The sequence below is a fragment of the Paraburkholderia sp. UCT70 genome (assembly GCF_050434085.1).
GTDB lineage: Bacteria > Pseudomonadota > Gammaproteobacteria > Burkholderiales > Burkholderiaceae > Paraburkholderia > Paraburkholderia tuberum.
On sequence record NZ_JBNPVZ010000004.1, the window covers coordinates 4,259,337 to 4,284,543 of the forward strand.

At 63.7% G+C, this 25,207-nt stretch carries 24 protein-coding genes, 1 tRNA gene and 2 pseudogenes; 18 read left to right on the forward strand and 9 right to left on the reverse strand.

Features of this window, described 5'->3' with window-relative positions; all coding sequences use genetic code 11:
* The first annotated feature begins 188 nt into the window (after positions 1-188).
* The 6 genes from OKW41_RS45390 to otsA all read left to right on the forward strand — a co-directional run bounded on the left by OKW41_RS45390 (position 189) and on the right by otsA (position 4,997).
* Positions 189-506 (forward strand): DUF883 family protein, encoded by a 318-nt coding sequence (locus OKW41_RS45390; RefSeq protein WP_429576425.1) that lies wholly within the window; start codon positions 189-191, stop codon positions 504-506.
* 99 nt (positions 507-605) lie between these two features.
* On the forward strand, positions 606-857 hold the full coding sequence (locus tag OKW41_RS45395; protein ID WP_429452450.1) for a hypothetical protein: 252 nt from the start codon (positions 606-608) through the stop codon (positions 855-857).
* 267 nt (positions 858-1,124) lie between these two features.
* The gene (locus OKW41_RS45400; RefSeq protein ID WP_429576426.1) at positions 1,125-2,525 is read left to right on the forward strand and encodes a sigma-54-dependent transcriptional regulator; all 1,401 of its coding nucleotides are present in this window, start codon (positions 1,125-1,127) and stop codon (positions 2,523-2,525) included.
* 120 nt (positions 2,526-2,645) lie between these two features.
* A complete protein-coding gene (locus tag OKW41_RS45405; protein ID WP_429576427.1) occupies positions 2,646-2,924 on the forward strand; it encodes a hypothetical protein in 279 nt (92 codons plus the stop codon).
* A gap of 200 nt (positions 2,925-3,124) precedes the next feature.
* Positions 3,125-3,337, forward strand: a complete 213-nt coding sequence (locus OKW41_RS45410; RefSeq protein ID WP_090805626.1) for a hypothetical protein — start codon at positions 3,125-3,127, stop codon at positions 3,335-3,337.
* A 232-nt stretch (positions 3,338-3,569) separates the two neighbouring features.
* Positions 3,570-4,997, forward strand: coding sequence for an alpha,alpha-trehalose-phosphate synthase (UDP-forming) (otsA, locus tag OKW41_RS45415; RefSeq protein WP_429452444.1), 1,428 nt, complete (start codon positions 3,570-3,572; stop codon positions 4,995-4,997).
* A 153-nt stretch (positions 4,998-5,150) separates the two neighbouring features.
* Here the strand turns inward: otsA and OKW41_RS45420 are convergent.
* The 5 genes and pseudogenes from OKW41_RS45420 to OKW41_RS45440 form a co-directional block, all read right to left on the reverse strand.
* Positions 5,151-6,570: pseudogene (locus tag OKW41_RS45420) on the reverse strand (MFS transporter).
* 117 nt (positions 6,571-6,687) lie between these two features.
* Positions 6,688-7,191 carry a YbhB/YbcL family Raf kinase inhibitor-like protein gene (locus OKW41_RS45425; protein WP_018419796.1) on the reverse strand — a complete coding sequence of 168 codons (504 nt, stop codon included), beginning with the start codon at positions 7,189-7,191 and terminating at the stop codon, positions 6,688-6,690.
* Between the two features lie 241 nt (positions 7,192-7,432).
* Entirely contained in the window at positions 7,433-7,879 is a 447-nt protein-coding gene (locus OKW41_RS45430; RefSeq protein WP_429452438.1) for a very short patch repair endonuclease, read from the reverse strand.
* Positions 7,880-7,909: 30 nt separating this feature from the next.
* Positions 7,910-9,202, reverse strand: a complete 1,293-nt coding sequence (dcm, locus tag OKW41_RS45435; RefSeq protein ID WP_429576428.1) for a DNA (cytosine-5-)-methyltransferase — start codon at positions 9,200-9,202, stop codon at positions 7,910-7,912.
* Between the two features lie 299 nt (positions 9,203-9,501).
* The gene (locus OKW41_RS45440) at positions 9,502-9,828 is read right to left on the reverse strand and encodes a hypothetical protein (protein WP_429576429.1); all 327 of its coding nucleotides are present in this window, start codon (positions 9,826-9,828) and stop codon (positions 9,502-9,504) included.
* Positions 9,829-10,031: 203 nt separating this feature from the next.
* On the opposite strand from OKW41_RS45440, the gene OKW41_RS45445 reads away from it, so the two are divergent.
* The 5 genes from OKW41_RS45445 to OKW41_RS45465 all read left to right on the forward strand — a co-directional run bounded on the left by OKW41_RS45445 (position 10,032) and on the right by OKW41_RS45465 (position 13,702).
* Positions 10,032-10,223 carry a CsbD family protein gene (locus OKW41_RS45445; RefSeq protein ID WP_429452432.1) on the forward strand — a complete coding sequence of 64 codons (192 nt, stop codon included), beginning with the start codon at positions 10,032-10,034 and terminating at the stop codon, positions 10,221-10,223.
* A 231-nt stretch (positions 10,224-10,454) separates the two neighbouring features.
* Positions 10,455-10,676, forward strand: a complete 222-nt coding sequence (locus tag OKW41_RS45450; protein WP_429576430.1) for a hypothetical protein — start codon at positions 10,455-10,457, stop codon at positions 10,674-10,676.
* Positions 10,677-10,805: 129 nt separating this feature from the next.
* Entirely contained in the window at positions 10,806-11,513 is a 708-nt protein-coding gene (locus OKW41_RS45455) for a glutathione binding-like protein (RefSeq protein WP_429452428.1), read from the forward strand.
* A gap of 391 nt (positions 11,514-11,904) precedes the next feature.
* Complete coding sequence (locus tag OKW41_RS45460; RefSeq protein WP_429576431.1) at positions 11,905-12,720, forward strand: acyltransferase family protein; 816 nt, start codon at positions 11,905-11,907, stop codon at positions 12,718-12,720.
* 142 nt (positions 12,721-12,862) lie between these two features.
* Positions 12,863-13,702: a hypothetical protein gene (locus OKW41_RS45465; RefSeq protein ID WP_429576432.1), complete on the forward strand. Its 840-nt coding sequence runs from the start codon at positions 12,863-12,865 to the stop codon at positions 13,700-13,702.
* 24 nt (positions 13,703-13,726) lie between these two features.
* Here OKW41_RS45465 and OKW41_RS45470 read toward each other — a convergent pair whose 3' ends face one another.
* On the reverse strand, positions 13,727-14,665 hold the full coding sequence (locus OKW41_RS45470; RefSeq protein WP_429576433.1) for a class I SAM-dependent methyltransferase: 939 nt from the start codon (positions 14,663-14,665) through the stop codon (positions 13,727-13,729).
* A 496-nt stretch (positions 14,666-15,161) separates the two neighbouring features.
* Between OKW41_RS45470 and OKW41_RS45475 the strand changes: the two genes are divergently transcribed.
* Genes OKW41_RS45475 through OKW41_RS45485 form a run of 3 tightly spaced genes read left to right on the forward strand, consistent with a single transcriptional unit; the run spans position 15,162 to position 16,526 of the window.
* Positions 15,162-15,854, forward strand: coding sequence for a hypothetical protein (locus OKW41_RS45475; protein ID WP_429576434.1), 693 nt, complete (start codon positions 15,162-15,164; stop codon positions 15,852-15,854).
* Complete coding sequence (locus OKW41_RS45480; RefSeq protein WP_184065570.1) at positions 15,847-16,329, forward strand: hypothetical protein; 483 nt, start codon at positions 15,847-15,849, stop codon at positions 16,327-16,329. The genes OKW41_RS45475 and OKW41_RS45480 overlap by 8 nt, the downstream gene beginning before the upstream one ends.
* Positions 16,326-16,526, forward strand: coding sequence for a hypothetical protein (locus OKW41_RS45485; protein WP_429452418.1), 201 nt, complete (start codon positions 16,326-16,328; stop codon positions 16,524-16,526). The genes OKW41_RS45480 and OKW41_RS45485 overlap by 4 nt, the downstream gene beginning before the upstream one ends.
* A gap of 13 nt (positions 16,527-16,539) precedes the next feature.
* On the opposite strand, the pseudogene OKW41_RS45490 reads toward OKW41_RS45485, so the two are convergent.
* The 3 genes and pseudogenes from OKW41_RS45490 to OKW41_RS45500 all read right to left on the reverse strand — a co-directional run.
* Positions 16,540-16,839, reverse strand: a pseudogene (locus tag OKW41_RS45490) (Arm DNA-binding domain-containing protein); the annotation flags it as partial.
* Positions 16,840-16,863: 24 nt separating this feature from the next.
* Positions 16,864-16,938: transfer RNA gene (locus OKW41_RS45495), tRNA-Arg, on the reverse strand.
* A gap of 206 nt (positions 16,939-17,144) precedes the next feature.
* Entirely contained in the window at positions 17,145-17,336 is a 192-nt protein-coding gene (locus OKW41_RS45500; protein ID WP_184009557.1) for a rubredoxin, read from the reverse strand.
* Positions 17,337-17,645: 309 nt separating this feature from the next.
* On the opposite strand from OKW41_RS45500, the gene OKW41_RS45505 reads away from it, so the two are divergent.
* From OKW41_RS45505 to parC, 4 genes are all read left to right on the forward strand, one after another.
* Positions 17,646-18,047, forward strand: a complete 402-nt coding sequence (locus tag OKW41_RS45505) for a DUF4399 domain-containing protein (protein ID WP_429576435.1) — start codon at positions 17,646-17,648, stop codon at positions 18,045-18,047.
* A gap of 171 nt (positions 18,048-18,218) precedes the next feature.
* Positions 18,219-20,153 (forward strand): ATP-binding cassette domain-containing protein, encoded by a 1,935-nt coding sequence (locus OKW41_RS45510; RefSeq protein WP_429454563.1) that lies wholly within the window; start codon positions 18,219-18,221, stop codon positions 20,151-20,153.
* 434 nt (positions 20,154-20,587) lie between these two features.
* Positions 20,588-22,573 (forward strand): DNA topoisomerase IV subunit B, encoded by a 1,986-nt coding sequence (locus OKW41_RS45515; RefSeq protein ID WP_090805631.1) that lies wholly within the window; start codon positions 20,588-20,590, stop codon positions 22,571-22,573.
* Positions 22,574-22,633: 60 nt separating this feature from the next.
* Positions 22,634-24,955: a DNA topoisomerase IV subunit A gene (parC, locus tag OKW41_RS45520; protein WP_429576436.1), complete on the forward strand. Its 2,322-nt coding sequence runs from the start codon at positions 22,634-22,636 to the stop codon at positions 24,953-24,955.
* Positions 24,956-25,207 lie beyond the last annotated feature (252 nt).

Sequence of the window (25,207 nt, forward strand, 5' to 3'; positions counted from 1 at the left end):
TACCGGGCACATGCATTGCATCATTGACCGTTTGATCGAGTCGTGCGAGGTTTGACGGCTACGTCGCAGCGCCGCCGGCCAGCGCAAACCGGCAGGCCGCATCGTGCGCCCGAAGCCCGAACTGTTGCACCGTCGACGCACCGATTCCGCGGCAACGCACGAACGCCGAATCAGACGAGGAGTGAACGATGACTGACACCACACAACAACTTGCACTCGGCGGACAGAAGATCGTCGAGGATCTTCGGGTGCTGCTGCGGGACTCGGAAGAAATGCTGCGGCTCGCCGCCAACGTGCCGGGCGAAGGCGTCGATGCCTTGCGCGACCGGCTCGGCACGCACGTGGAAACGCTGCAATCGGCGCTCGGCGATGCGCAACGCAACGTGCATCGCCGGTATCGCGGGGCGGCGGTCATCACCGAGCACTATGTGCGCCATAACCCGTGGCGCTCGCTTGCGCTCGCGGCGGGCACCGGTTTTCTGCTCGGCGTGCTGGTCGCGCGTTAGACGCGGCGCAGCGGGCGGCGCTCGCATCGGCTCGCCGGAAGGCGCGGCGCGCGCTTGGCACGGCTGCATTCATCCGCATCACGATCCAAGGAGTTCATGATGACACGACCCACAATTGGTTTTTTTGGCGCATTGATGGCAATCGGCGGCTTCCTGGCGGTTCGCTATGTGCAACACAAGCGTACGGGCCAGGTCTCACCGGCGCGCGAGCTGAGCCGCTGGGAAAACGAGGGCGGCGCGGTGGCGGCGCCGGCGACTTTGTCGACCGAGCTGGCGCCCGCCTCGCACAGCGCCAACGGCTCGGGCCAGGTCAACGGCGAACAGCGCGCATGGCCGTTTCCGCGGGGCTGACGCGGTTCGCTCGAATGCAATGGCCTGCGGCCGGCGCCTGGAACGGGATTGTTAAATGAATCTTATAAAGCCGTATAATAGGTAAATAGACAACAATGACGCCGAAGTTGGCGCTAATTTGGCCGTTATTGTTGCAATTTTTCATCAAATGGTCGGCGGAACGGGAGGCAGTCGAGTCCGCGTCATGCAGCCGACCCGACCCAGCGGCATGCCCATTGGCATGTTCCGCATATTTTCTGACCCACGCTTGCAGGCTTTCGAAACGCGATGCCACATGTACTCATTGTCGATGACGACGCAGGTACCCGCGAGGCACTTTCCGCCGTCATCGGGGAAGACGGGCTGACCACCGCCACGGCGGGCGATCTGCGCGAAGCGCGTATTCAACTGATCCGGCAGATACCGGACGTCGTTTTCACCGACCTGAAGCTGCCCGACGGCAGCGGGGTCGATCTGTTCGAAGATCTCGATCCGCGCTCCGGCGTCGAAGTGATCGTGATCACCGGCCACGCGACGGTCGAGTCGGCGGTCAGCGCACTGAAAATGGGCGCGGCCGACTACCTCGTGAAGCCGATCAACATGCAGCGCGTGAAGTCGATCCTGTCGCGCCTGCCGCGCGCCGGCGACCTGAAGGCGGAAATCGGCACGCTGCGCGGCGAGTTGCGCCGCATGGGCCGCTTCGGTCTGATGCTCGGCAATTCGCCGGCGATGCAGGAGGTCTACGACCAGATCAGCCGCGTCGCGCCGACTGCGGCCTCGGTGATGCTCGTCGGCGAATCGGGCACCGGCAAGGAAGTTGCCGCGCAGACGCTGCACGAGCTGAGCCTGCGCCGCAAGCACGCGTTCCTCGCGGTCAACTGCGGCGCGATTTCGCCGAATCTGATCGAATCGGAAATGTTCGGCCACGAGCGCGGTTCGTTCACCGGCGCGGACCGGCAGCACAAGGGCTATTTCGAGCGCGCGAACGGCGGCACGCTGTTCCTCGACGAAATCACCGAGATGCCGATCGAGCTGCAGGTAAAGCTGCTGCGCGTGCTCGAGACCGGCATGTTCATGCGCGTCGGCACGACCAAGGAAATCGAAACCGACGTGCGTCTGATCGCGGCCACCAATCGCGATCCCGAGCAGGCGGTGCTCGAAGGCAAGCTGCGGCTCGATCTGTACCACCGGCTGAACGTGTTTCCGATCAGCCTGCCGCCGCTGCGCGATCGCGGCAAGGACGTCGAGCTGCTCGCGCAATCGTTCCTCGATGAGCTCAACGAGCGTCACGGCACGAAGAAGCATTTCCCTGTCGCGGTGAAGGACATGCTGCTGTCGTATCCGTGGCCGGGCAATGTGCGCGAGCTGAAGAACTACGTGCAGCGCGCGCACATCATGTCGAGCGGGAATTCGGATAGCACGGCGACGGTGCCGTTGCAAATCACGCTGTCGAAGCCCGCGGCCGGCACCGCGATCACGATCCCGTTCGGCACCTCGCTCGCGGAAGCCGACCGTCAGCTGATTCTTGCGACGCTCGAGCAATGCGGCGGCGTGAAGACGCGCGCCGCGGAAATTCTCGGCATCAGCCTGAAGACGCTGTACAACCGGCTCGTCGAGTACGGCAACGATGCGCGCGACGACGGCGATCCCACCGACGAATCACGCGCACTCGGCGGCGCGGACGCCTGATCCGCGCTCGTTCGCACGTCATCCGCGTCCCCAGTATCCGCCCGCCCGGGCTTCCGGGTGGGCACCCGAACGGCACAAGCCTTGCTGCGCTCCGGTGGAACGCAAAACGAGGTCACCGACATGCCGCACCTGCCGCCGCACCTGTCGCATTACGCTGCCGTTTCCGCGCCGTCCAGGCCGTTGCACGCTCATCGGCCCGAACCGGTCGAGCCGCCCACGGCACCTCCCATCGCGCCGCCGGACCCGGCCGAACCCGACACGATTCCCGGCCCGACACCCGATCCGATCGAACCCGTCGAACCGGTCACGCCGCCGATCGGCGATCCGCCGCCGCAGCCAACGCAAACGCCTCAGGCCGCCGACCGTCCGGACCGTCCGTCGCGGCCACGGCAATGTTGATACGACGGTCGATGTCGGCGCCCTGTCGCGCACTCGATGGAACCACATCCCGCACTGCAAGGCGCCATGCCCTGGGTCGGTGCAGAGCATTGCTGTACTTGTTACAAAGCCGGCGCATGTTTTACCGGCAATTTACGGTTTCGCCCCCTAGACTGTAGGGATGCCGCGACAAGCGGCAGGCTTCCCCCGAAGGCACGATCATGAGACACCCCGCATTGCGACGTTCCGCGCGGCACCCCAAGCGCGGGCCACGGCCGGCCGAGGTCGAGACTGAGCCGGTGGTGTCGCCGGACCCGGCCGCGCAGAATCGGATCGCCCCGCATACGCCGCCGGACGGCGAGCACAACCAGGGCGGGGTGCGTCAGGAAGGCCTCGAATACCAGCGCGATCTGGGCTCGGAGCAGGATGCCTGAGGCAGCGTAGCACCCGGGCGGGGTATCCCGGCGATCGGGATACCGGTAAGAAAGACCTCCGCATTCGTCGGATTTAACAGAAAAATTTTCTTCGCCATCCGTGATGATGGCGGGGATTCGCTCGTTTGTCACATCTTCATACAACTTTATTTTCGATATCTCATATGTCGGCACGATGATTGCGTGCACCGTTTTGGCGCAATTCCGCATACAACGAAACAATGGAGCACTAATGAGCAGATTGATCGTGGTATCGAATCGTGTCGCACCGATTCAGGAAGCGCGTCCGGCAGCGGGCGGGCTCGCGATCGGCGTGCTGGACGCACTGAAGGAGACCGGCGGCGTCTGGTTCGGCTGGAGCGGCGAAACGGTCAGCGAGCCATCCGCGCCCGTGATCGAGAAGCAGGGCAACGTCACCTACGCGACTGTGGGCCTCACCAAGCGCGATTACGACGAGTACTACCGCGGTTTTTCGAACACCACGTTGTGGCCGACCTTCCACTATCGCAACGACCTGTCCCGCTACGACCGCGAGGACTACGCGGGCTACCAGCGCGTCAACGCGACGCTCGCGAAGCAGCTCAAGGAACTGCTCAAGCCCAGCGACATCATCTGGGTGCACGACTACCATCTGCTGCCGTTCGCGCGCTGCCTGCGTGAGCTCGGCGTGAAGAACCCGATCGGCTTCTTCCTGCACATTCCGTTTCCGGTGCCCGAAGTGTTGCGCACGATCCCGCCTCACGAGGAGATCGTCAAGGCGATGTGCAGCTACGACGTGATCGGCTTTCAGACCGAGGCGGATCGCCAGTCGTTCGTCGACTATATCGAGCGCGGTCACCATGGCACGTCGAGCGAAGACGGCATGGTGCACGCGTACAACCGCTTCCTGAAGGTCGGCGCGTACCCGATCGGCATCTATCCCGACGCGATCGCGAAGGCCGCCGAGCAGTTCACCGACCGCAAGGCGGTGCGCAGCCTGCGCGACGGCATGCGCGGGCGCAAGCTGATCATGAGCGTCGACCGGCTCGATTATTCGAAGGGGCTGGTCGAGCGCTTCCAGGCATTCGAGCGGCTGTTGCAGAACGCGCCCGGCTGGCATGGCCGCGTGTCGCTCGTGCAGATCGCGCCGCCGACCCGCGCCGACGTGCAGACCTATCAGCGCATCCGGCAAACGCTCGAAGGCGAGGCGGGCCGCATCAACGGCCGGTTCGCGCAGCTTGACTGGACGCCGATCCAGTATCTGAACCGCAAGTACGAGCGCAATCTGCTGATGGCGCTCTTCCGCCAGTCGCAGGTCGGCTATGTGACGCCGCTGCGCGACGGCATGAATCTGGTGGCCAAGGAGTACGTCGCGTCGCAGGATCCGGCCGATCCGGGCGTGCTCGTGCTGTCGCAATTCGCGGGCGCGGCCGAGCAGCTGCCGGGCGCGCTCGTCGTCAATCCGTTCGATCTGTCGCAGATGGCCGAAGCGCTCGAGCGCGCATTAGCGATGCCGCTCGCCGAACGTCAGGCGCGTCATGCGGACATGATGGAGCCGATGCGCGAGAGCAACCTGTCGGTGTGGCGCGATACGTTGCTCGATGATCTGCGCCACGTCGCGACCGCGTCTTCGGTGACGGCCAAAGCGGTAAAGCTCGCTGACGTGACGGCATTGCCCTGAGCCGACAGGCGCGGCCCGCGCGGGCGGGCCGCGCGTGTGCCGCTCACGTCGTGCATGGAGTGACAGGGAAGATCAAAGCAAAAAGGCGTGCATCGCCTCGTGCGATGCGCGCCTTTTATCGTGCATGTCTTGCGCGCATAACGGCCACAGCCTTCATGCCGGCTGCGCCGCCTTCTGCATGACCCGCATCGTGCTGACGACCGCCGCGACCGCCGAGAACCCCGCGGCCACATACAGCGCGATGATCGTCCCGCTCTGCGGCGCGACGCCGAAGATCAGCGCGACCAGCGCCGCGCCGAGCGTTTGCCCGGTCAGGCGCGCGGTGCCGAGCATGCCGCTCGCGCCGCCGCTGCGTTCGCGCGGCGCGGACGACAGCATCGTGCGATTGTTCGGCGACTGGAAGATGCCGAAGCCCGCGCCGCACAGCGCCATGCGCCACGAAATCTGCAGCGCGTCCGGGTGAGGCCCGAGCGTCGCGAGCAGCAGCAGGCCGACCGTCATCGCGGCGAGCCCGACGCCGCCGAGCCAGCCGGCCGATATCCTGTCCGACAGCACGCCGGCAATGGGCGCCGCGATGATGATGATCGCGGGCCACGGCGTCATCAAAAGACCCGTTTCGACCTGCGACATGCCGAGCGTTTCCTGCAGCAGGAACGGCAGCGACACGAACGCGAGCATCTGCGCGCAGAACGAGCAGACCGACGTGCCGACCGACAGCGCGAACACCGGAATACGCAGCAGGTCGATCGGCAGCAGCGGGGCGGGCCGCGTCAGCTGGCGACGCACGAAGAAGTAGCCGATGACCAGCGCTCCGAGCGCCTCGAGCGTCACGTAGCCGAAATGCTCGCCGTGGCCGAGGCCATCGACCGCGAAAATCAGCAGGCCGAACACGAACGCGTTCATCACCGCGCTCAGATAGTCATACGGGGATTCGTGGCCGGGGTTCATCGGCAGCGCCTTGAAGCCGCCGACGATCGCCGCGATTCCGATCGGCACGTTGATCGCGAACAGCCACGGCCAGGTCGCGATCGCGAGCACGCCCGAGGCGACCGTCGGCCCGACCGCCGACGACACCGCCACCACCATCGCGTTGATCGAGACGCCGCGCCCGAGCTGGGTAGGGCGGATAGATCATGCGCACGATCGCGGTGTTCACGCTCATGATGCCGGCCGCGCCGAAGCCCTGAACCACTCGCGCGAGCGCGAGCATCGCCAGCGAGTTCGACAGCGCGCAACCGAACGACGCGACCGTGAACAGGATCAGGCCCGACAGATAAATGCGCCGGTAGCCGATGCGGTCGCCGAGCGACGCCAGCGGCAGCAGCGAGATCGTGATCGCGAGCTGATACGCGTTGACGACCCAGATCGACGCGGCGGCGCTCGCATTGAGGTTGCGCGCAATCGTCGGCAGCGCGACGTTGGCGATCGCGCTGTCGAGCACCGCGAGCGTCAGCGAGAGCGCGATGACGAGCATCGCCCAGTAGCGTTGTGGGACCGGTAGGCCCAGTTCCTTGCCTTCGAAGCGGGAAGTGGAGGGCGTCGAGCCGTCCGTGCGCGGGGAGGGTGCGTGCATCGATTGTTTGATTTGCCGGAGATGTTGGCGCGCCTGTGCGCGGCTCACGCGCTGGCCGCTGCGGGCGTATCGGTCGGCGCGGCGCCGGCGTTACCGGGCGCCGGCGCCGCGCGTGCGTTATTTGAGTTCGTAAAGGCCCGTGTGTGTCGTCGAATCGATTTCGTTCAGGTGCGTCATGAAGCGCGCGACCGCGTTGGTGGTTTCCGCGCTGACCGGCAGATGCGGCACCTTCAGCGCATGCAGCCGGAAGATATAGCGATGCGTGCGATCGCCGCGCGGCGGCGCGGCGCCGCCGAAGCCGACCGTCCCATAGTCGTTGCGCACCTGCATCGCGCCCTGCGGCAGCAGCGAGCCGTCGGCCTTGCCGGCGTTGCGCGGCAGCGAGCGCGCGTCGGCCGGAATGTTCACGACGACCCAATGCCAGAAGCCGCTGCCGGTCGGCGCGTCGGGATCGTGAACGGTGAGCGCGAAGCTTTGCGTGTCCGCGGGCGGCGCTTCCCATTGCAGCGACGGCGAGATGTTTTCGCCGTCGCCGCCGAACGCCTTGTCGTTGTACTCGTGGGCTCTCGGCATGAAGCCGTTGGTGGGAAAATCGTCGGACCAGAGACGGAAGTCAGCCATGATGTGCCTCCCTTGTTGATTGGTTCTGGGATCGTCGGAGTTCGCGATGTCGCGGCGGGCGAGGCGCATCTCGTGGCATGCCGAAGCGCGTGAGGACGTGCCGCGAAAGCGCCGGAAAGCACCCGGAAAACGCCGCCGAAGCGTGCCTCGAAGGCATCTCGAAAGCGCGCCGGGTGAGCCTTTCGAGTGTAGCACCAGCGGCCGCGAGACTTGCGCGAGCCGGGCAGGTCGCGCGCGGTTTTCAGCTGCGTTCCTCCAACTCCGGCGCGTCGCTTCTGATCCACGCGACGAGCCGCTCGATCACGCCCGCGATATCGCGATTCGCGCCCCGCAAAGCGCATTCCCACACGACCGCGACGCGCCAGCCGCTCGCGAGCAGCGCGGCGCGCACCTTGTCGTCGTTGCTGCGATTGCGGCCGATCTTGTCGCGCCAGAAGTCGGGCCGCGTCTGCGGCCATTTGAACAGATGACAGTCGTGGCCATGCCAAAAGCAGCCGTGCACCAGCACCACCGCGCGATAGCGCGGCAGCACGATGTCGGGGCGGCCGGGCAGATCGCGCGCGTCGAGCCGGAAGCGCAGGCCCCGCCGATGCAGCAGGCTGCGGATCAGAATCTCCGGCTTGGTATTGCGGCCGCGAATGCCGGACATCATCCGGCTGCGCGTCGCGCTATCGACGATATCGACCATCGTCAGCGGGCCAACGGGTCGCGCGGCCGCTCACGCGTAGAGCGGCAGGGAGTGTTTCGACGCATCGCGGGTCGGGTGGGCAAGCAGGGTTTGCACATGCGGCAGCATGATACGCGCCACTTCGCGCATCACCGGCATCACGACGCTATTGCCGAACTGCCGGTAGGCCTGCGTATCGCTGACCGGAATCCTGAAGGTGTCGGGAAAGCCCATCAGTCGCGCGCATTCGCGCGGCGTCAGGCGACGCGGGCGCAGCGCCTCGCCCTGATAGACGAGAATTTCGGAGCCGTCCTTGTGATAGCGCGCCGACAGCGTGCGCGTCACGCTGTCCGGATAGGCCATGCCGAAACCGAAGCCGTTGCCCGCCGCACGATGCTTGGCCGCGTAGTTTTGCAGATACGCCCACAGCTTCGGGGTGAGCGTGTACTTCGGCTGCACGCGGCGGGCGCTGTGGTCGAAGAAGCGGTCGTGGTCCCACGGCAGCACCGGTTCCGTGCCGTCCGTGCGATGCAGGATCGCGCCGAGCCGCGGACCCTGTTCGGGCAGGCGCAGGTCGTCCCATGTGAACCTGGTCTTGCCGCGAAAGCCCACCACGATGATGCGCTCGCGATGCTGAGGCGTGAAATGCTGGCCATCGATCACGCGGTAGTGCACCTCGTAGCCGAGTTCGTCGCGCAGCGTTTGCAGGATCACGTCGAAGGTGCGGCCCTTGTCGTGCGACAGCAGGTTCTTTACGTTTTCGAGCAGGAACGCGGCGGGGCGCTTCGCGGCGATGATGCGCGCGACGTCGAAAAACAGCGTGCCCTGGGTCGTGCATTCGAAGCCGTGCGGCCGGCCAAGCGCGTTTTTCTTGCTGACGCCGGCGATCGAAAACGGCTGGCACGGAAAGCCGCCGAGCAGCACGTCGTGGCTCGGCACGTCCTCGGCGGGAAACGTGACGATGTCGCCGATCAGCGCGTGCGCGCCGCCGCTCGCGGAGTTGTCGCCGTGGTTCTCGCGATAAGTCCGCGTCGAGAACTCGTTCCACTCGCTGGTGAACACGCATTCGCCGCCGTGCGCCTCGAAGCCCATGCGAATGCCGCCGATACCCGCGAACAGATCGATGAAGCGGAAGCGCGCCGCGTCGCCCGCGTGTTGCGCCTCACGCGCGCCTTGCCGCAGCAGATCGCGCAACGCGGGTTCCAGCATCGCGGGACAAGGCGTTTCACCTTTTTCCCAGCGACGCACCGTCTTGATGTCCTTGCCGACATGGGCTGCGATTTCGCGTTGGGTGAAACGGGCGCGCGCCTGCTTGAGCAGGTCGAACGGGGCGGCGAGGGTCACGTGGCGTCCTTGCTGGGAATTTTTGCGGACATTATGACCTAAGGTCGTCCCCTTTCCCTATTGTCGGCGCCGATTGATCAGGAATTTTTCGCGATACGTCGCGCCGCTGCGTTTGTCTGCGGCGAAACATGCCTGTCACGAATGCGGATATACGCTTGTCCCGTGACGCTGGTTTGCGGCGTTGCGACGCGTGGTGGCGGCCGCGACCTCGTGCCCGGCCGCCTTTTTGCGGCGCGCAAGACGAGCCGCGGGCCGGCTTGGCGCCACGCGTGCGGGTGCAGCGGGCGGGGCGGATGCGGTCAGGCCGACTTCACCTTCTTCACCGGGTCAGCCGGCTCGAATCGCGAGGTCGGCGCGGGCGCGAAGCGTTCCCATTCGGGCAGCGGCGTCGAGGCCAGCCGATCGAGTTGCAGCAGCAGGCTGTCGACTTTGTCCAATTGGGCGGTAGAAAGCTGGCCGCTGTCGACCAGCGCGGTCAGTCGTTTGCGCCAATAGGTGGCTGGCAGGATCGGACCGCCGAAATCGCCGCGCAGCGATACGTGCATCACCCGCGCGATGTGCGCGATGTCGTGGTCGATCAACGCAGCTTGCGATGATCCCGAAATCGTAGTCTCCGTGCGGTCCATGACTCCTCCCTGAGCGCATTTACGGCGGTGCGCGGCGAGACTTTAGGCCTTTTGATAAAAAATTTGCCCGATCGCGCGTCGGCGTTCGTCGGTGCCGCGGCCCGGCGCGCGGAGCAGCTCCCGGGAACAGCCGTTGCTGCTTCCCACACACCGGCGGAATACCGCGCCGGCATTTCCGTCGACTACGCATATGGGAGCCGAGCATGAACAAGGATCAAGTGAAGGGCGTTGGCGAGCAGGTCAAGGGCAAGGTCAACGAGGCCGTCGGCAAGGCCACGAACGACCCTGCGAAGGAACTCAAGGGCAACCTGCAGCAGGGCGCCGGCAAGGTGCAGAAGGCCTATGGCGATGCGAAGGAACACGCCAAGGACGATGCAAAGCGCGGTCGTCACTGAGAACCCGTTCGGTGCAGGTTGCCGTAACGGCGGAGGCGTCGCGATCGTCGCGGCGCCTTTGTTTTTTGTATGGCGCAGGTCGGACACGACGCGTCCGATTTCACCAGTTGGGTCACGGCTGACGTTGGCGCGGCGGCCGGCCTGGGAGTAACCCGTGATCGCGATGATCGGCATTCCGCACGCGCTGCGAGCCCTTTAGACTTGGCGCAATCCCATCAGGAGGTCGCGCCAATGACACCCGAAAAGATACTTTCGATGTTCGAACGGCAGTATTTGGAAGGCAAGGCGCCGCCCGATCTCGAAGCGACCTGCGCGAACTTCGCGACGTGGCTCGCGGCCGCGTGGGAACTGCTCGACAGCACCGAAAGGACGCTGCTGCTGACGGTCGGCGCGGCGCTGTGGCGTGAGGGCTTCAACGTGCGCGCGGGTACGGCGACGAAGGACTTGTGGTGAACCGCCGATCGCGAACGGCGCTGTTGCCGCAGCGTTTGTAGGGTCTTCACGCGGCCTCGCACGCGTTGTGGCGAGTCGGTTTATATTGGGCGGTCTTGCAATTTCTGTCCCATAGGGCGACCCGAACCCATGACCGATTTATCCGCTTTCGCGATCACGAAGAAATGGCCGGCCGAGCATCCGGACCGGATTCAGCTCTATTCGCTGCCGACGCCCAATGGCGTAAAAATCTCGATCATGCTCGAGGAAACCGGCTTGCCGTACGAGCCACATCTGGTGCGCTTCGATACCAACGATCAGATGACGCCGGCGTTTCTGTCGTTGAACCCGAACAACAAGATTCCGGCGATCCTCGATCCGAACGGTCCCGACGGCAAACCGCTGCCGCTGTTCGAATCGGGCGCGATCCTGATTTATCTCGCCGACAAAAGCGGCCGGCTGATCCCGCGGGACGCCGCCGGGCGCTACGAGACGATCCAGTGGGTGATGTTCCAGATGGGCGGCATCGGTCCGATGTTCGGCCAGGTCGGCTTCTTCCACAAATTCGCCGGCAGGGAATACGAGGACAAGCGTCCGCGCGATCGCTACATCGCCGAATCGAAGCGGCTGCTCGGCGTGCTGGAGCAGCGCCTGGAAGGACGCACTTGGGTGATGGGCGATCAGTATTCGATCGCCGATATCGCGATCTTCCCGTGGGTGCGCAATCTGGTCGGCTTCTATGAGGCGGGAGAACTGGTCGGGATTCAGAACTTCCCGAACGTGCGGCGCGTGCTGGCGGCGTTCGTCGAGCGTCCGGCGGTGGTGCGCGGCCTGAATATTCCGCAGCGGCCGGCTTGATGGCCTGAGCGTTTCGCGAGCTTGACCGCTCGGCCGGGCGGGCGCGAATCGAACGCGCCCGGCCACGCGGCATCGTGCGACGCTCTGCACTACCATGCCCCCTTACGCACTTTGCCGGATCGAAGGGCATGACAGGTTTCAGGAAGTATCGATCAATTCAGGCGTTGCGCGCGCTCGCCGCGCTGGGCGTCGTCGCGTTTCATACCGACGGCATCGTTGTCGCGCATGGCTGGCTAGTCCATGTTTTTCCGCGCGTGTTCGCGCTATGGCGAAATCGGCGTCGACGTCTTCTTCGTGATCTCCGGCTTCGTGATGGCGCTGGCGACTCAGGGTTTGCCCCCCGGGAATCCAGTCGGCGCGCTCGTTCATTTGCGCCCGCATCGCGCGGGTCGTGCCGCTCTACTGGATTCTCACCGCGTTGTTTATCGCGCTCGTCGCGTTCGTGCCGGGCGTTCCCGAAGCGTTCGGTCATGCGCGCGTGAGCGCCTGGCATGCGCTGTCGTCGTTTCTGTTTCTACCGTCGATGATCTGGACCGGCATGGCCGCGCCCGTGCTGGGCGTCGGCTCGACGTTGAACTACGAGATGTGGTTTTACGCCGTGTTTGCCGCGGCGATGTGCGTGACGAGACGTCGTCTGCTGGCGGTAGGGGCGTTCCTGCTCCTGAGGTCCGCGTTGCATCTGCTGCCCGGCGAGGGCGTCGCGTTCGCGTTTTACACGAATCCGCTGGTGCTGGAGTTCGTGTTGGGGTGTTGCGTCGGAGCCTGGTATGCGTCGGGGCGGACGGTGCCGGTGGCCGCGGCGGCGGGATTGCTGGTGGTGGTCGCCGCAGCGGGCGTGTTTGCGCCGAGGTTGACCGATGCGAACCGGTTTCTCGTATTTGGCCTGCCGGCGTTGGCGGTCGTGGTGGCGGGATTGTCGGTCGAGAGCAAGGTGCGGTGGAACCGATGGCTCGAGCGCATCGGCGATGCGTCGTATTCGCTGTATCTGACGCATCTGCTCGCGATGCCGGTCGTGGTCGGCTTCATGCAGATGATCGATGCGCGACATCGGTTGCCGGGAGATCTGATTGGCGGGGCGGTTGTAGTCGCGTCGACGGCGATGGCGCTCGGGTCGTATCGGTGGGTCGAGCGACCGGCAAGTCGGGCCGTGGCCAGCTGGATCGCCGGGTTGTCGTGGGGAAGCGCGGTAGCCGGAGCGAAGCGGTAAGCGTGCTTCGACGGTTTTTCGTGTCCTTGAAATTAATACCGCTGAGCGCGTATAACCTTTGAGGTGAGTAAAGTTCTTACCGGCTTATCGGGCGAGAATCGCGCGACAGCGCTGTGATGCGACCGGACGAAAAGGTGAAGCAATGAGCGCCGTTACATTGTTCGCATGGTCCGTTCCGGCGTATTTCCAGGGTTCCGTGGTCGACCATACATGGGTGACGACCTACGACAGCCGCGTGAAGATTTACCCAGCGCTGGCGGACGTCCTGATCGCGGGCGAGCACTATTGGTACAGCTGGGGCAGCTTCCACGCCCGAGGTGGGACGCCGGTCAGTGCGGATGGTTTTTTGGCTTCCGGCGCGGCAAATCTGCTCTATGCTAGTTGTCTATGTAAGCCCGATGTGGACTCGAACATCGATCCGGCCGCTCGTGGAACGATATTCAGCTATGGTCGCGATGGTGTATGCCATCAGCTGTCAAACCAGATTCTTTGGGCGACCGGCAGCGGTGGAGCGGCTCCAGCTACCGTCCGCATGTCCAGGGGCTACTGGTTGAGCATCGCGATCTTCGGAACATACGGCAAGCAGCATGCTGCATGGGCGAGCAAGAAGATTCAGTGCTCGACACCAAGCGGGAGTGACGCGATGAAGCCAGGACATCAGGAATCCGATGTCGACGATTTTCAGGAGCATCTTCAGGCGACTTTGAAGGGTCCCGACGCGGATGCGAAAATCAAGTCGTTGATGAATCATCGACGCGCATTTATGGTGCAGGTCGAGCGTTTGCAACATGCCCCGCAGGGCAGCGATGTTCCGTCCGCCTCGGAGCTGAACCAGGCCTATTCGTCTTTTCTCCACGACGCTGCTGACATTCTGGGTCCCGAGGACTTCGAGCGAGTTTTTGGTGAACGCCCAAAGGATCAGATGAACGTCGTCGATCCTTCGATATACGAGCAAAGTGTCCGTCGGCCGATGCAAAAATAATGGAGCCGTTGGACTGGCGTCGTCTCAAACACGTTTCGCGATCACCGTCGTCGAACTCGCAATGTCGAGATTCTTTTTTGCGCTTAGCTGCTTCACAAACGATCGATCCAGCAACGTCGGCGGTCCTTGCAGAATTTCTTCGACCGTGAGCGCCTTGAATTCCTTCAGCGCATTCTCGTCGAGACCATCGGCCCATTCGCTTATGATCCAGTAAATCGACCAGATGGCCGTTGTCGATTCCGGTACGTACACACGTTCGACATTGATCGCAGATCCGAAGAGGTTGAGAATCCCCTCGGCTGTCATGTTGTAGTAGTGATGCGGGTAGCCGTGAGTAGGTTGAGTGAGCGGAACCACCACGACCAGATCGCCTCCTGGCTTCAACACGCGAAGAATCTCTTTGGCGGCAGTGAATGGGTCCTTCACATGTTCGAGGACATTCAACGACAGAAGGCCATCGAACGATGCATCTTTGAATGGCAGAACTTCGCCGACACCTCGCACATCGGTGGATGGATAGTTGGTGATGTCGAAATTGATCACGTTTTCGTAGATCGCGGGACGGCTGCCGGCCCCACAATCCAGAATGATCCCCGACGGATGGCGCTCGATCATACTCAGTGCATCCTGATCGTACAGATTGCTTCCGGCCAGTTCCGAGTCGTAAATGTCGAACTGGGAGCGCAGATCGGGCGACAAAAAATCGAAAAATTTTCCGTCGTCACTAAATGGCATATCAGTGCGAAGAACAGACGCTATTTTTTTTCTTCGTTCCTGCCTGGATTGGGCCGCCACCAGTGCATCTTGCCTGCGATGACTTTCGGCGCTTCCGAAAACTTCGAAATGCGATCTTCCCGATCGTAATGCGCCGAGCCTGACAGCCTCAGCGACGTCCGGATTTGCGGCGAGATAGGCCTGCTCACAAAAATTCAACGCGGTAACGCATTCAAGCGCTTGATCCATGTCGGTCCTCGGAAACGTTTCGAAGTCGGCTCGCAGATTATAGCGATCTGAGATTTACGGGAGCGCCTGATTTTCCGGGGTTGTCGAACGGGTGGTTCGCGTGAAGTGTAGGGATCGCTCTGATCCCGCGCGGAAGGCGGATCGGCAACAAAAAGCCCCACAGCGCAAGGCGTGCGGGGCTTTTAAGAGCGGACCTGGCAGCCGGTTGGGCGCTTGGTCCCCTTGGCCTACTACAAATACGCTCACTATCTTTCTGTTGCTTTGACGCATGCACTGCCGTGCGTGGTGCCGCGTGGCAGGCCGCCGCGCGAATGAATGTCATCAATTGTGTCGGATCTGTCGCTCCGTTCACGGCTTTGTGCTACGTATACCCCCTTCAAATCGATCTGGAGGGGGCGCATGTTGATGGGGCTACAGACAGATGGCGATTGAATTCGAAGCCGGAACGCATCGGTGCTGCACGCTCTACACGCGACAGGAGTATCGCGGTAGTGCGTTGAGCAACGAGGCGCGTGCCGGCCGTCAGCTCATTACCTCGGCAGGATCGCGGGAACTCACGCGCGATGCGCGCCAGATAGCGGGGCTCGTCGAATTCATCCGCAACACGCGCAGCGGCGCATATGCGAATGGCGCTGCCCCAGAGCAGATTGCCCGGGCGCTACAGACCGCCGTCGAGCGGGGCGATGTGATCGCAGTCGTGTCCACGCCGCGTACCTCGCGCGGAGGTGCTGCGCCTATCGAGCAGAATATCCGACCGTACTACGAGACCGTCACGCCGTCGCAGCTATTCAGGCGTGCGCTGCCTGTCGTGAGTGCCGGGCGTTCTTTCCAGCGTCCAGTGCTGCCGCGACTGCCCGCCGAAGATGGGCTCGCGATCTGGTTCGCCCGCCCGGGCGACGTGTTGCCCGATGGAACGATTGCCATGGCGGTATCAACGCCGCTGGGCGATGCGCAGGCGTTCGAATACAGCGACGCTATGTCGGGCGTTGATGCGGTGGAGTTGGCGGGCGCGGAGGGCACGCCGCGTAATAATCAGGCGCAAAACAAGCAGTTCAAGGCCGTCGTAAAGGCGTTGCGACTCAATCAGGATCAGGCGAGGCAACTTCACGACGACATGAGTAAGCAGGGCCTCGGCTATCACGAGATGCTGGAACGTGGGCAGGACTTGTTTGGAGGCGGTGATGACTGATACCAAGACAGAAATAACAACGCGTCTTTCCGCACTCATCGGGCTCGATGTGAGCTGGGTCAGTCACGCGGGAGACATGCTCACCATGCAGTTTGGCCCGCAAAGGCGGTACACGCTTAGAGGCAGGGATCGTGAGGACGGGGCGTGGGCGCTTCACGTGCAATGCGCGTGGAAGCTAGAGCGCGAGGGCAAAACTATTGCGACCCGCGATGATCTGCGTGGCGTCGATGAAAAGGCGCACGACTCAGCCAAGCGCTTGCATGAAACGCTCGTAGGACAAGGGCCTATCGAGGTCGAGGCCGTATCGGCAGACGATGCGGGCGGCGTGGACGTGTCGTTGTCCCGAGGATACAGCCTTGTTGTGATCCCTGACGGCGTTGAAGATGATGAGGACTGGCGCTTCTTCGCGCCGGGCGTTGATGCCGCACACCTCGTGATTGAAGGCGGCAAGATTGCACCCGAGTCGTTTTCGTGAATGACGATCGAAAGCGTGCCCGCTTGACTGGCGAGCTTGGTTGCTTCGTGCAGAAGTACGCGCGCAAGGCGCACGCTGGCCACGATCCCAATGATCGACGCTACGACAAGAAGATTGAGACGGCGATGCGGCGCCTACGCGCCAAAGATCTCTCGGAATTGCTTTCAGGCGATGGCGAGCCAGTCTCGACGGACTGAACGAAGCGAGTTTTTCCTTTCCGTCAAACCGACACTTCATCCTCCAGTAGCGTGAGCTGTTCGGCATCACCTGAAGATAGAGCCCTTTGTCATCGGCAAGACGGTAGGGCTGTTCAGTCAGCTTGGCCTTGCGGCCTTGGAGCTCGGTAGGCGGTGCAATCTGATTGCGCAGGGCGTGGCGGTATCGATTTTTGGGATATTCGGCGATATCCCCACCAATACCCCAAAAAAATCTGGTTTGTCTTGGGCTATCGTGGGCAAGATGGCAGCAAAAAGCCCCACAGCGCAAGGCATACGGGGCTTTTCTGGACATTCTCAGGAGATACTGCGGCCAATCTGGTCCCCCTGACAGGAATCGAACCTGTATCTAGCGCTTAGGAGGCACTTGTTCTATCCATTGAACTACAGGGAGAGGACCGAGCCGGACAGACCAGCGAGCGCAGAGTATATCAAACCGGCGCGGGCAAAAGGAGAGCCAAGCCAGCAGCCGCCCGCGCCTCGCACAAATCCCGCAAAAACAAACGGCCCCGCAGACATCGCCTGCCGGGCCGCGCAAACCACCTGAGCATCTGGCGAAGCGCACGCAACCGCGCCTATCGCCCCAAGCTCATCTCACTGTCAAAACTCCACCACCGCGAACTCCGCCTTGCCCACGTCGCACAGCGGGCAGCGCCAGTCTTCCGGAATGTCGGCGAAACGCGTGCCCGGTGCGATGCCTTCTTCGGGCAGACCGTCTTCCTCGTTGTAGATCCAACCGCAAATCAGGCAGACCCAGCTCTTGAATTCCGTCACTTCGATTACTTCGCTCACGACACGCTCTCTCATTCAATGCAATGGCCGGCTTGCTCTGCCCCTTTATGGGGCGGCGCGGCGACCCGCAATATTACCGGAATTTGTCAAATCAGCCGCAGACGACCGATGCGGCGCCGCCCCGACACCTCTGCGGCGAGCCCGGGTTCGCGCGACGGGCCTCGTCACACAAGCCGTGTACGCTTTGACCTGCAAGCTATTTGATTGGACAGATGTGGCGCTCGCTTCGCACGTATTGCGACGATCGGTCTCGGGCGAGGCCGCTGGCGGCGCCGCATCGCCGGGGTTTCGTTTCCAAAGGAGAAAACGATGTTTAAAAACAGATGGTTGGTCGGCGTCGCGGCGGCTGGGCTACTCGCCGGGTCAGGTGTGGCGCAGGCGGAGGGCGTGACCTTCGTGCAACCGGCGGACGGCGCGACCGTCACCAATCCGGTGCACGTCGTGTTTGGCCTCGACGGCATGAAGATCGCGCCCGCCGGCACGCTGACGGACGGCACCGGGCATCATCACCTGCTGATCGACGGCAAGCCGCTGCCGAAGGGCGAGGTCGTCCCCGCGACCGACAAGTCGCTGCACTTCGGCAAAGGCCAGACTGAAACCGATCTGACGCTGCCGCCGGGCGACCATACGCTGACGCTGCAATTCGGCGACGGCGCGCATCGCTCGTATGGGCCGGAGATGAGCAAGACGATCACGGTGCACGTCAAGTAAGCAACTGCTTGAAAGGCCGGGCCGGCGCGCGCGTCGCCGGCCCGCGCCGATAGCGTTGCACGCTGTGTCGCGCGCTTCATCGCACGGATGTTCCCGCCCGGCATACCTGCGACCGGCCCTGCGCCCGGTACAATGAGCAGTTCCGACTCATCGCTGTCTTCTTCCATTCCCATGTCGCTTTACACCATTACCGGAGCGCAGCTCGCGTTCGGTCACGTCGCGCTGCTCGACCACGCGGATTTCTCGCTCGAAGCGGGCGAGCACGTCGGGCTGATCGGGCGCAACGGCGCGGGCAAGTCGTCGCTGTTGAAAATCGTCGCCGATCTGGCCAAACCCGACGACGGCCTCGTCACGCGTCAGCAGCATCTGAGCACGGTCTACGTGCCGCAGGAGCCCGAGTTCAACGCCGACGACACCGTGTTCGACGCGGTCGCCGCCGGACTCACCGAGGCGCGCGCGCTGCTCGACGAATACGACGCGGTCGCGCATCAGCTCGCCGACACGCCTGAGGGCGCCGAACACGACGCGCTGCTCGCGCGCATGAACACGCTGCAATCGTCGTTGGACGCCGCGGACGCATGGAATTGGAGCACGCGCGTCGCGACCACGCTGCAGCAGATCGGCCTGAACGGCGAAGCCCGTGTCGGCTCGCTGTCAGGCGGCATGCAGAAGCGCGCCGCGCTCGCGCGCGCGCTCGTCGTGCAGCCCGACGTGCTGCTGCTCGACGAGCCGACCAACCATCTCGACTTCGACGGCATCCGCTGGCTCGAAGATCTGCTGGTGTCGCTGCGCGCTGGGCTGCTGTTCATCACACACGATCGCGCGTTTCTCGACCGCGTCGCGACGCGCATCGTCGAGCTCGATCGCGGGCGGCTGCTGTCGTATCCGGGCAATTTCTCCGCGTACCAGACGCGCAAGGCGCAGCAGCTCGAAGTCGAGCGCATCGAGAACGAGAAGTTCGACAAACTGCTCGCGCAGGAAGAAGTGTGGATTCGCAAGGGCGTCGAGGCACGCCGCACGCGCAGCGTCGGCCGCATCGCGCGCCTCGTGGAGATGCGCAACGAGCGCGCCGAGCGCCGCAACGTGCAGGGCAACGTGAAGCTCGACGTCGGTCAGGGCGAGAAGTCCGGCAAGATCGTGGCGGAACTGACGGACGTGACGAAGCGCTATGGCGAGCGCGCGGTGGTGGACCGCTTCACGGCCTCGGTGATGCGCGGCGACAAGATCGGCTTCGTCGGTCCGAACGGCGCGGGCAAGACCACACTGCTGAAGCTGATCCTCGGTGAACTCGCGCCGGACGAGGGCAACGTGCGCGTCGGCACGAATCCGCAGGTCGCGTATTTCGATCAGATGCGCGCGGCGCTCGATCTGGAAAAGAGTCTCGCGGACACGATCAGCCCCGGCAGCGAGTGGGTCGAAATCAACGGCCAGAAGAAGCACGTGATGAGCTATCTCGGCGACTTCCTGTTCGCGCCGGAGCGCGCGCGTTCGCCGGTCAAGTCGCTGTCGGGCGGCGAGCGCAACCGGCTGTTGCTCGCGCGCCTGTTCGCGCGCCCGGCCAACGTGCTGGTGCTCGATGAACCGACCAACGACCTCGACATTCCGACGCTCGAACTGCTCGAAGAACTGCTGATCGACTACGACGGCACGGTGCTGCTCGTCAGCCACGACCGCGCGTTTCTCGATAACGTCGTGACGTCGGTGATCGCATCGGAAGGCGGCGGCAAGTGGCGCGAATACGTCGGCGGCTTCACGGACTGGCAGACGCAGCGCGATCGCTCGGAGCAACTCGCGCTCGAAGCGCAGAAAGAATCGAGCAAGGAAGCGCCGAAAGAAGCGGCGCCGAAGGACAGCGCGTCGGGCCGCAATGCGCAGCGCAGCGCGAAGCTGTCGTTCAAGGAGCAGCGCGAACTGGAGGCGCTACCGAAAATGATTGCCGACCTCGAGGCCGAACAGAAGGCAATCGGCGCGCAGCTCGAAGACGGCTCGGTGTTCGCGAAAGATGCACGCGAAGGCGCGCGTCTGACCGAGCGCTATGCCGAGATCGACGAGGAGTTGATGCTCGCGCTCGAACGTTGGGACGAGCTGGAAAACCGCGTCAGGTAACGCGGCGTGCGCGGCCGGCACAAAAACAACAGAAAGCGCCACCGCGCACGGCACCGAAATTCAGCGGGCGCGCGCCCGTGCATTTTCCGCCGCTACCTATCGCGCCGCCGTCCTGCGAGCCATCCATCCTCCAGTGCATGTCCCCCAACGCCCGCCGCGCCTTATCCAGTCGGCCAATTCAGCGCGGGGTCAATTGCCGCCGTGATCGAAATCAGTACAATACCCCGCGAACAGGCTTCCCCGGCGGGCTGTGCGTCCATGTCCGGCATTCGAGCGCGCCAACGGAAGCCGCGCGACAAAACAGCTTGCCCGCATCGCGGGCGCTCCACCTAACCCCGTTGTTTCGTTTCGCTTTTTTTGAATACTCAACGCATTGTCCACGGCCCTGTCCACAGGACCTGTGGACAACGATGAACCGACGCACCGAGTCAATCATGTCTACGAAAAAGCCAAACGCCGCGTATAGCGAAGCGTCGATCAAGGTGTTGAAGGGTCTGGAGCCGGTCAAGCAACGACCCGGCATGTACACCCGCACCGAGAATCCGCTGCACATCATTCAGGAAGTCATCGACAACGCATCGGACGAAGCCCTCGGCGGCTACGGCCGGCAAATCACGGTCACGCTGCACGCGGACCATTCGGTCTCGGTCGACGACGACGGCCGCGGCATTCCGTTCGGCCTGCACCCCGACGAGGGCGTACCGGTCGTCGAAATCGTTTTCACGCGCTTGCACGCGGGCGGCAAGTTCGACAAGGCCGCCGGCGGCGCCTATACGTTCTCGGGCGGTCTGCACGGCGTCGGCGTGTCGGTCACCAACGCGCTGTCCACGCGGCTCGACGTCACCGTGTGGCGCGACGGCAAGGTCGCCGAACTGAGCTTCGCGCACGGCGACGTCGCGAAGCCGCTCGAAGTGCGTGCCGCCACCAAGGCCGACAAGAAATCCGGCACGCGCGTGACCGCGTGGGCCGATCCGAAGTACTTCGATTCGCCGAACCTGCCGCTCGGCGAATTGCAGCGTCTGTTGCGCTCAAAAGCGGTGCTGCTGCCGGGCGTCGAGGTCACGCTCGTCAACGAGAAAACCGGCGAGCGGCAAAGCTGGAAATACGAAGACGGCCTGCGCGGCTATCTGCTCGAAGGCATGAACGGCAGCGATCTGCTGATTCCGCTGTTCGAGGGCGAGCGCTACGCGGAAAGCTCGCGTTCGAGCGAAGAGACGTTTGCCGAAGGCGAGGGCGCGGCGTGGGTCGTCGCGTGGAGCGAGGAAGGGCCGCTCACGCGCGAGTCGTACGTGAACCTGATTCCTACGCCCGCGGGCGGCACGCATGAGTCGGGCTTGCGCGACGGTCTTTATCAGGCGGTCAAGAGCTTCGTCGAGTTGCACAACCTGCAGCCGAAGGGCGTGAAACTGCTCGCCGAAGACGTGTTCGCGCGGGTGTCGTTCGTGCTGTCGGCGAAGGTGCTCGATCCGCAGTTTCAAGGGCAGATCAAGGAGCGCCTGAATAGCCGCGATGCGGTCAAGCTCGTGTCGTCGTTCGCTCGGCCGGCGCTCGAACTGTGGTTGAACCAGCACGTCGAGCATGGCAAGAAACTCGCGGACCTCGTGATCAAGCAGGCGCAGGCGCGCACGCGCGCGGGGCAGAAGGTCGAGAAGCGCAAGAGCTCAGGCGTTGCCGTGCTGCCCGGCAAGCTGACCGATTGCGAATCGACGGAAATCGGCCGCAACGAACTGTTCCTCGTCGAGGGCGACTCGGCGGGCGGCTCCGCGAAGATGGGTCGCGACAAGGAATACCAGGCGATCCTGCCGCTGCGCGGCAAGGTGCTGAACACATGGGAAACCGAACGTGATCGCCTGTTCGCGAACAACGAGGTGCACGACATTTCAGTGGCGATCGGCGTCGATCCGCATAATCCGGACGACAAGGTCGATCTGTCGAATCTGCGCTACGGCAAGATCTGCATTTTGTCGGATGCGGACGTCGACGGCTCGCATATCCAGGTGCTGCTGCTCACGCTGTTCTTCAAGCATTTCCCGCAACTGATCGAGCGCGGTCATGTGTGCGTCGCGCGTCCGCCGCTGTTTCGCGTCGATGCGCCCGCGCGCGGCAAGAAGCCCGCGCAGAAGCTCTATGCGCTCGACGAAGGCGAGCTCGAGGCGATTCTCGACAAGCTGCGCAAGGACGGCGTGCGCGACAACCAGTGGTCGATCAGCCGCTTCAAGGGTCTCGGTGAAATGAGCGCCGAGCAGCTGTGGGACACGACGATGAATCCCGACACGCGCCGCCTGCAGCCGGTCGCGCTCGGCGAACTCGACTACGATGCGACCGTCGCGCGCATGACGATGCTGATGGGCAAGGGCGAAGCGGCGTCGCGCCGCAGCTGGCTCGAAGAGAAGGGCAACGAAGTGGAAGCGGACATCTGAGCGCATTGCGCCTCAATGCGGCATACGACACTTCAAGCCAAACACGGACACGGAATCTAGATGGACGACGATAACACTCTCGACCTTTTCAACGAGCCGCCGTCGGACAGCGACGTGCTGACGCTCGGCAACTACGCGGAGCGCGCGTACCTCGAGTATGCGGTCAGCGTGGTCAAGGGCCGCGCGCTGCCGGATGTTTGCGATGGGCAGAAGCCGGTGCAGCGCCGCATCCTGTTCGCGATGAACGAGATGGGCCTCGGCGACAACGCGAAGCCGGTCAAATCGGCGCGGGTGGTCGGCGACGTGCTCGGTAAGTATCACCCGCACGGCGACCAGTCCGCGTACGACGCACTCGTGCGTCTGGCGCAAGACTTTTCGATGCGCTATCCGCTGATCGACGGCCAGGGCAACTTCGGCTCGCGCGACGGCGACGGCGCGGCGGCGATGCGTTACACCGAAGCGCGCCTGACGCCGATCGCAAAGCTGCTGCTCGCCGAAATCGACCAGGGCACGGTCGACTTCATGCCGAACTACGACGGCTCGTTCGAAGAGCCGAAGGTGCTGCCGGCGCGTCTGCCGTTCGTGCTGCTCAATGGCGCATCAGGCATCGCCGTCGGCCTCGCGACAGAGATTCCGTCGCACAACCTGCGCGAAGTCGCAGGAGCGGCGGTCGCGCTGATCCGCAATCCGAAGCTCTCGCATGCGGAGCTGATGCAGCATGTGCCCGGTCCGGACTTCCCCGGCGGCGGCCAGATCATTTCGAGCGAGGCGGAAATCGCCGCCGCGTACGAAACCGGCCGCGGCAGCCTGAAGGTGCGCGCGCGCTGGAAGATCGAGGACCTCGCGCGCGGCCAGTGGCAACTCGTGATCACCGAACTGCCGCCGAATACGGCCGCGCAGAAGGTGCTCGAAGAAATCGAAGAACAGACCAACCCGAAAATAAAGCTCGGCAAGAAGACGCTCACGCCCGAGCAGTTGCAGACGCGGCAGACGCTGCTCGGGCTCGTCGACGCGGTGCGCGACGAATCGGGTAAGGACGCACCGGTGCGTCTCGTGTTCGAGCCGAAGTCGAGCCGCATCGATCAGACCGACTTCGTCAACACGCTGCTCGCGCATACGAGCCTCGAATCGAACGCACCGCTGAACATGGTGATGGTCGGCGGCGACGGCCGGCCGCGTCAGAAGGGCTTGAGCGAAATCCTGCACGAGTGGATCGCGTTCCGTTTCGCGACGGTGACGCGCCGCACGCGGCATCGTCTATCGAAGGTCGACGACCGCATCCATATTCTCGAAGGCCGGATGATCGTCTTCCTGAATATCGACGAAGTCATCCGCATCATTCGCGAATCGGACGAGCCGAAGGTCGCGCTGATGGCCGCGTTCGGCCTCACGGACCGCCAGGCCGAAGACATCCTCGAAATCCGGCTGCGTCAGTTGGCGCGCCTGGAGAAGATCAAGATCGAGAAGGAGCTGGCCGAGCTGCGCGACGAGAAGGCGAAGCTCGAAGAGCTGCTCGGCAGCGAACCGGCGATGAAGCGCCTGCTGATCAAGGAAATCGAAGCCGACGCGAAACAGTATGGCGACGAGCGCCGCACGCTGATCCAGCAGGAAAAGCGCGCGACGTTCGAAGCGCGCGTGGTCGACGAGCCGGTCACCGTCGTGGTGTCGCAGAAGGGCTGGGTGCGCGCGCTGAAGGGCCACGGGCTCGATACGGCCGGCTTCAGCTTCAAGGCCGGCGACGGCCTTTACGCGGCGTTCCAATGCCGCACGCCCGATACGCTGATCGCGTGGGGTAGCAACGGGCGCGTCTATTCGGTCGCGGTGGCTCAACTGCCGGGCGGACGCGGAGACGGCGTGCCGGTCACGTCGCTGATCGAGCTCGAATCGGGCAGTCATTTGATGCACTACTACGCGGCGTCGGCGGAACAGGCGCTGCTGCTCGCGTCGAGCAACGGCTTCGGCTTCATCGCGAAGGTCGGCGATATGGTGAGCCGCGTGAAGGCCGGCAAGTCGTTCATGACGATCGACACCGGCGCCGCGCCGCTCGCGCCGATGCCGATGCTGCCGGACGCGGCGCAGGTCGCGTGTCTGTCGTCGGGCGGACGTCTGCTCGTGTTCGGCCTCGACGAGATGAAGACGCTGTCGGGCGGCGGCCGTGGCGTCACGCTGATGGCGCTCGACGACAACGAAACGCTCGTGCAGGCGCTCGCGATCAATAAAGCAGGCGTGATGCTGATCGGCACGCGTCGTGGCGGCCGCGTCGACGAGGAGAAGCTGGCCGGCGCCGAGCTTGCGACGCATGTCGGCAAGCGTGCGCGCAAGGGACGCGCGCCCGCCAGCAAGCTGAAGCTCGACGGCATGCGTCCGGTGCTGCCGGCTTAGTGGAGTCGATTTAACGAAGTTTGACGCTGTAAAACCGTGAGCGCCTGCTAGCATGCGGGGCGCTGCGGTCTGTCGCAGCAAAGTCCGTCGCGCGAAGGGCGTGGAAGCAAACGGGGCGCGGCGGCGTCGCGGCCAGATGAACGTGCCGCGATCACAACGACAAAACACGACGCAATAGACGTCGATACCCGGAACTGCCTGCATCACGTATGGTCGAACGCGCTCAGTTGGTGCTGAGCGGGATCGCGTGTC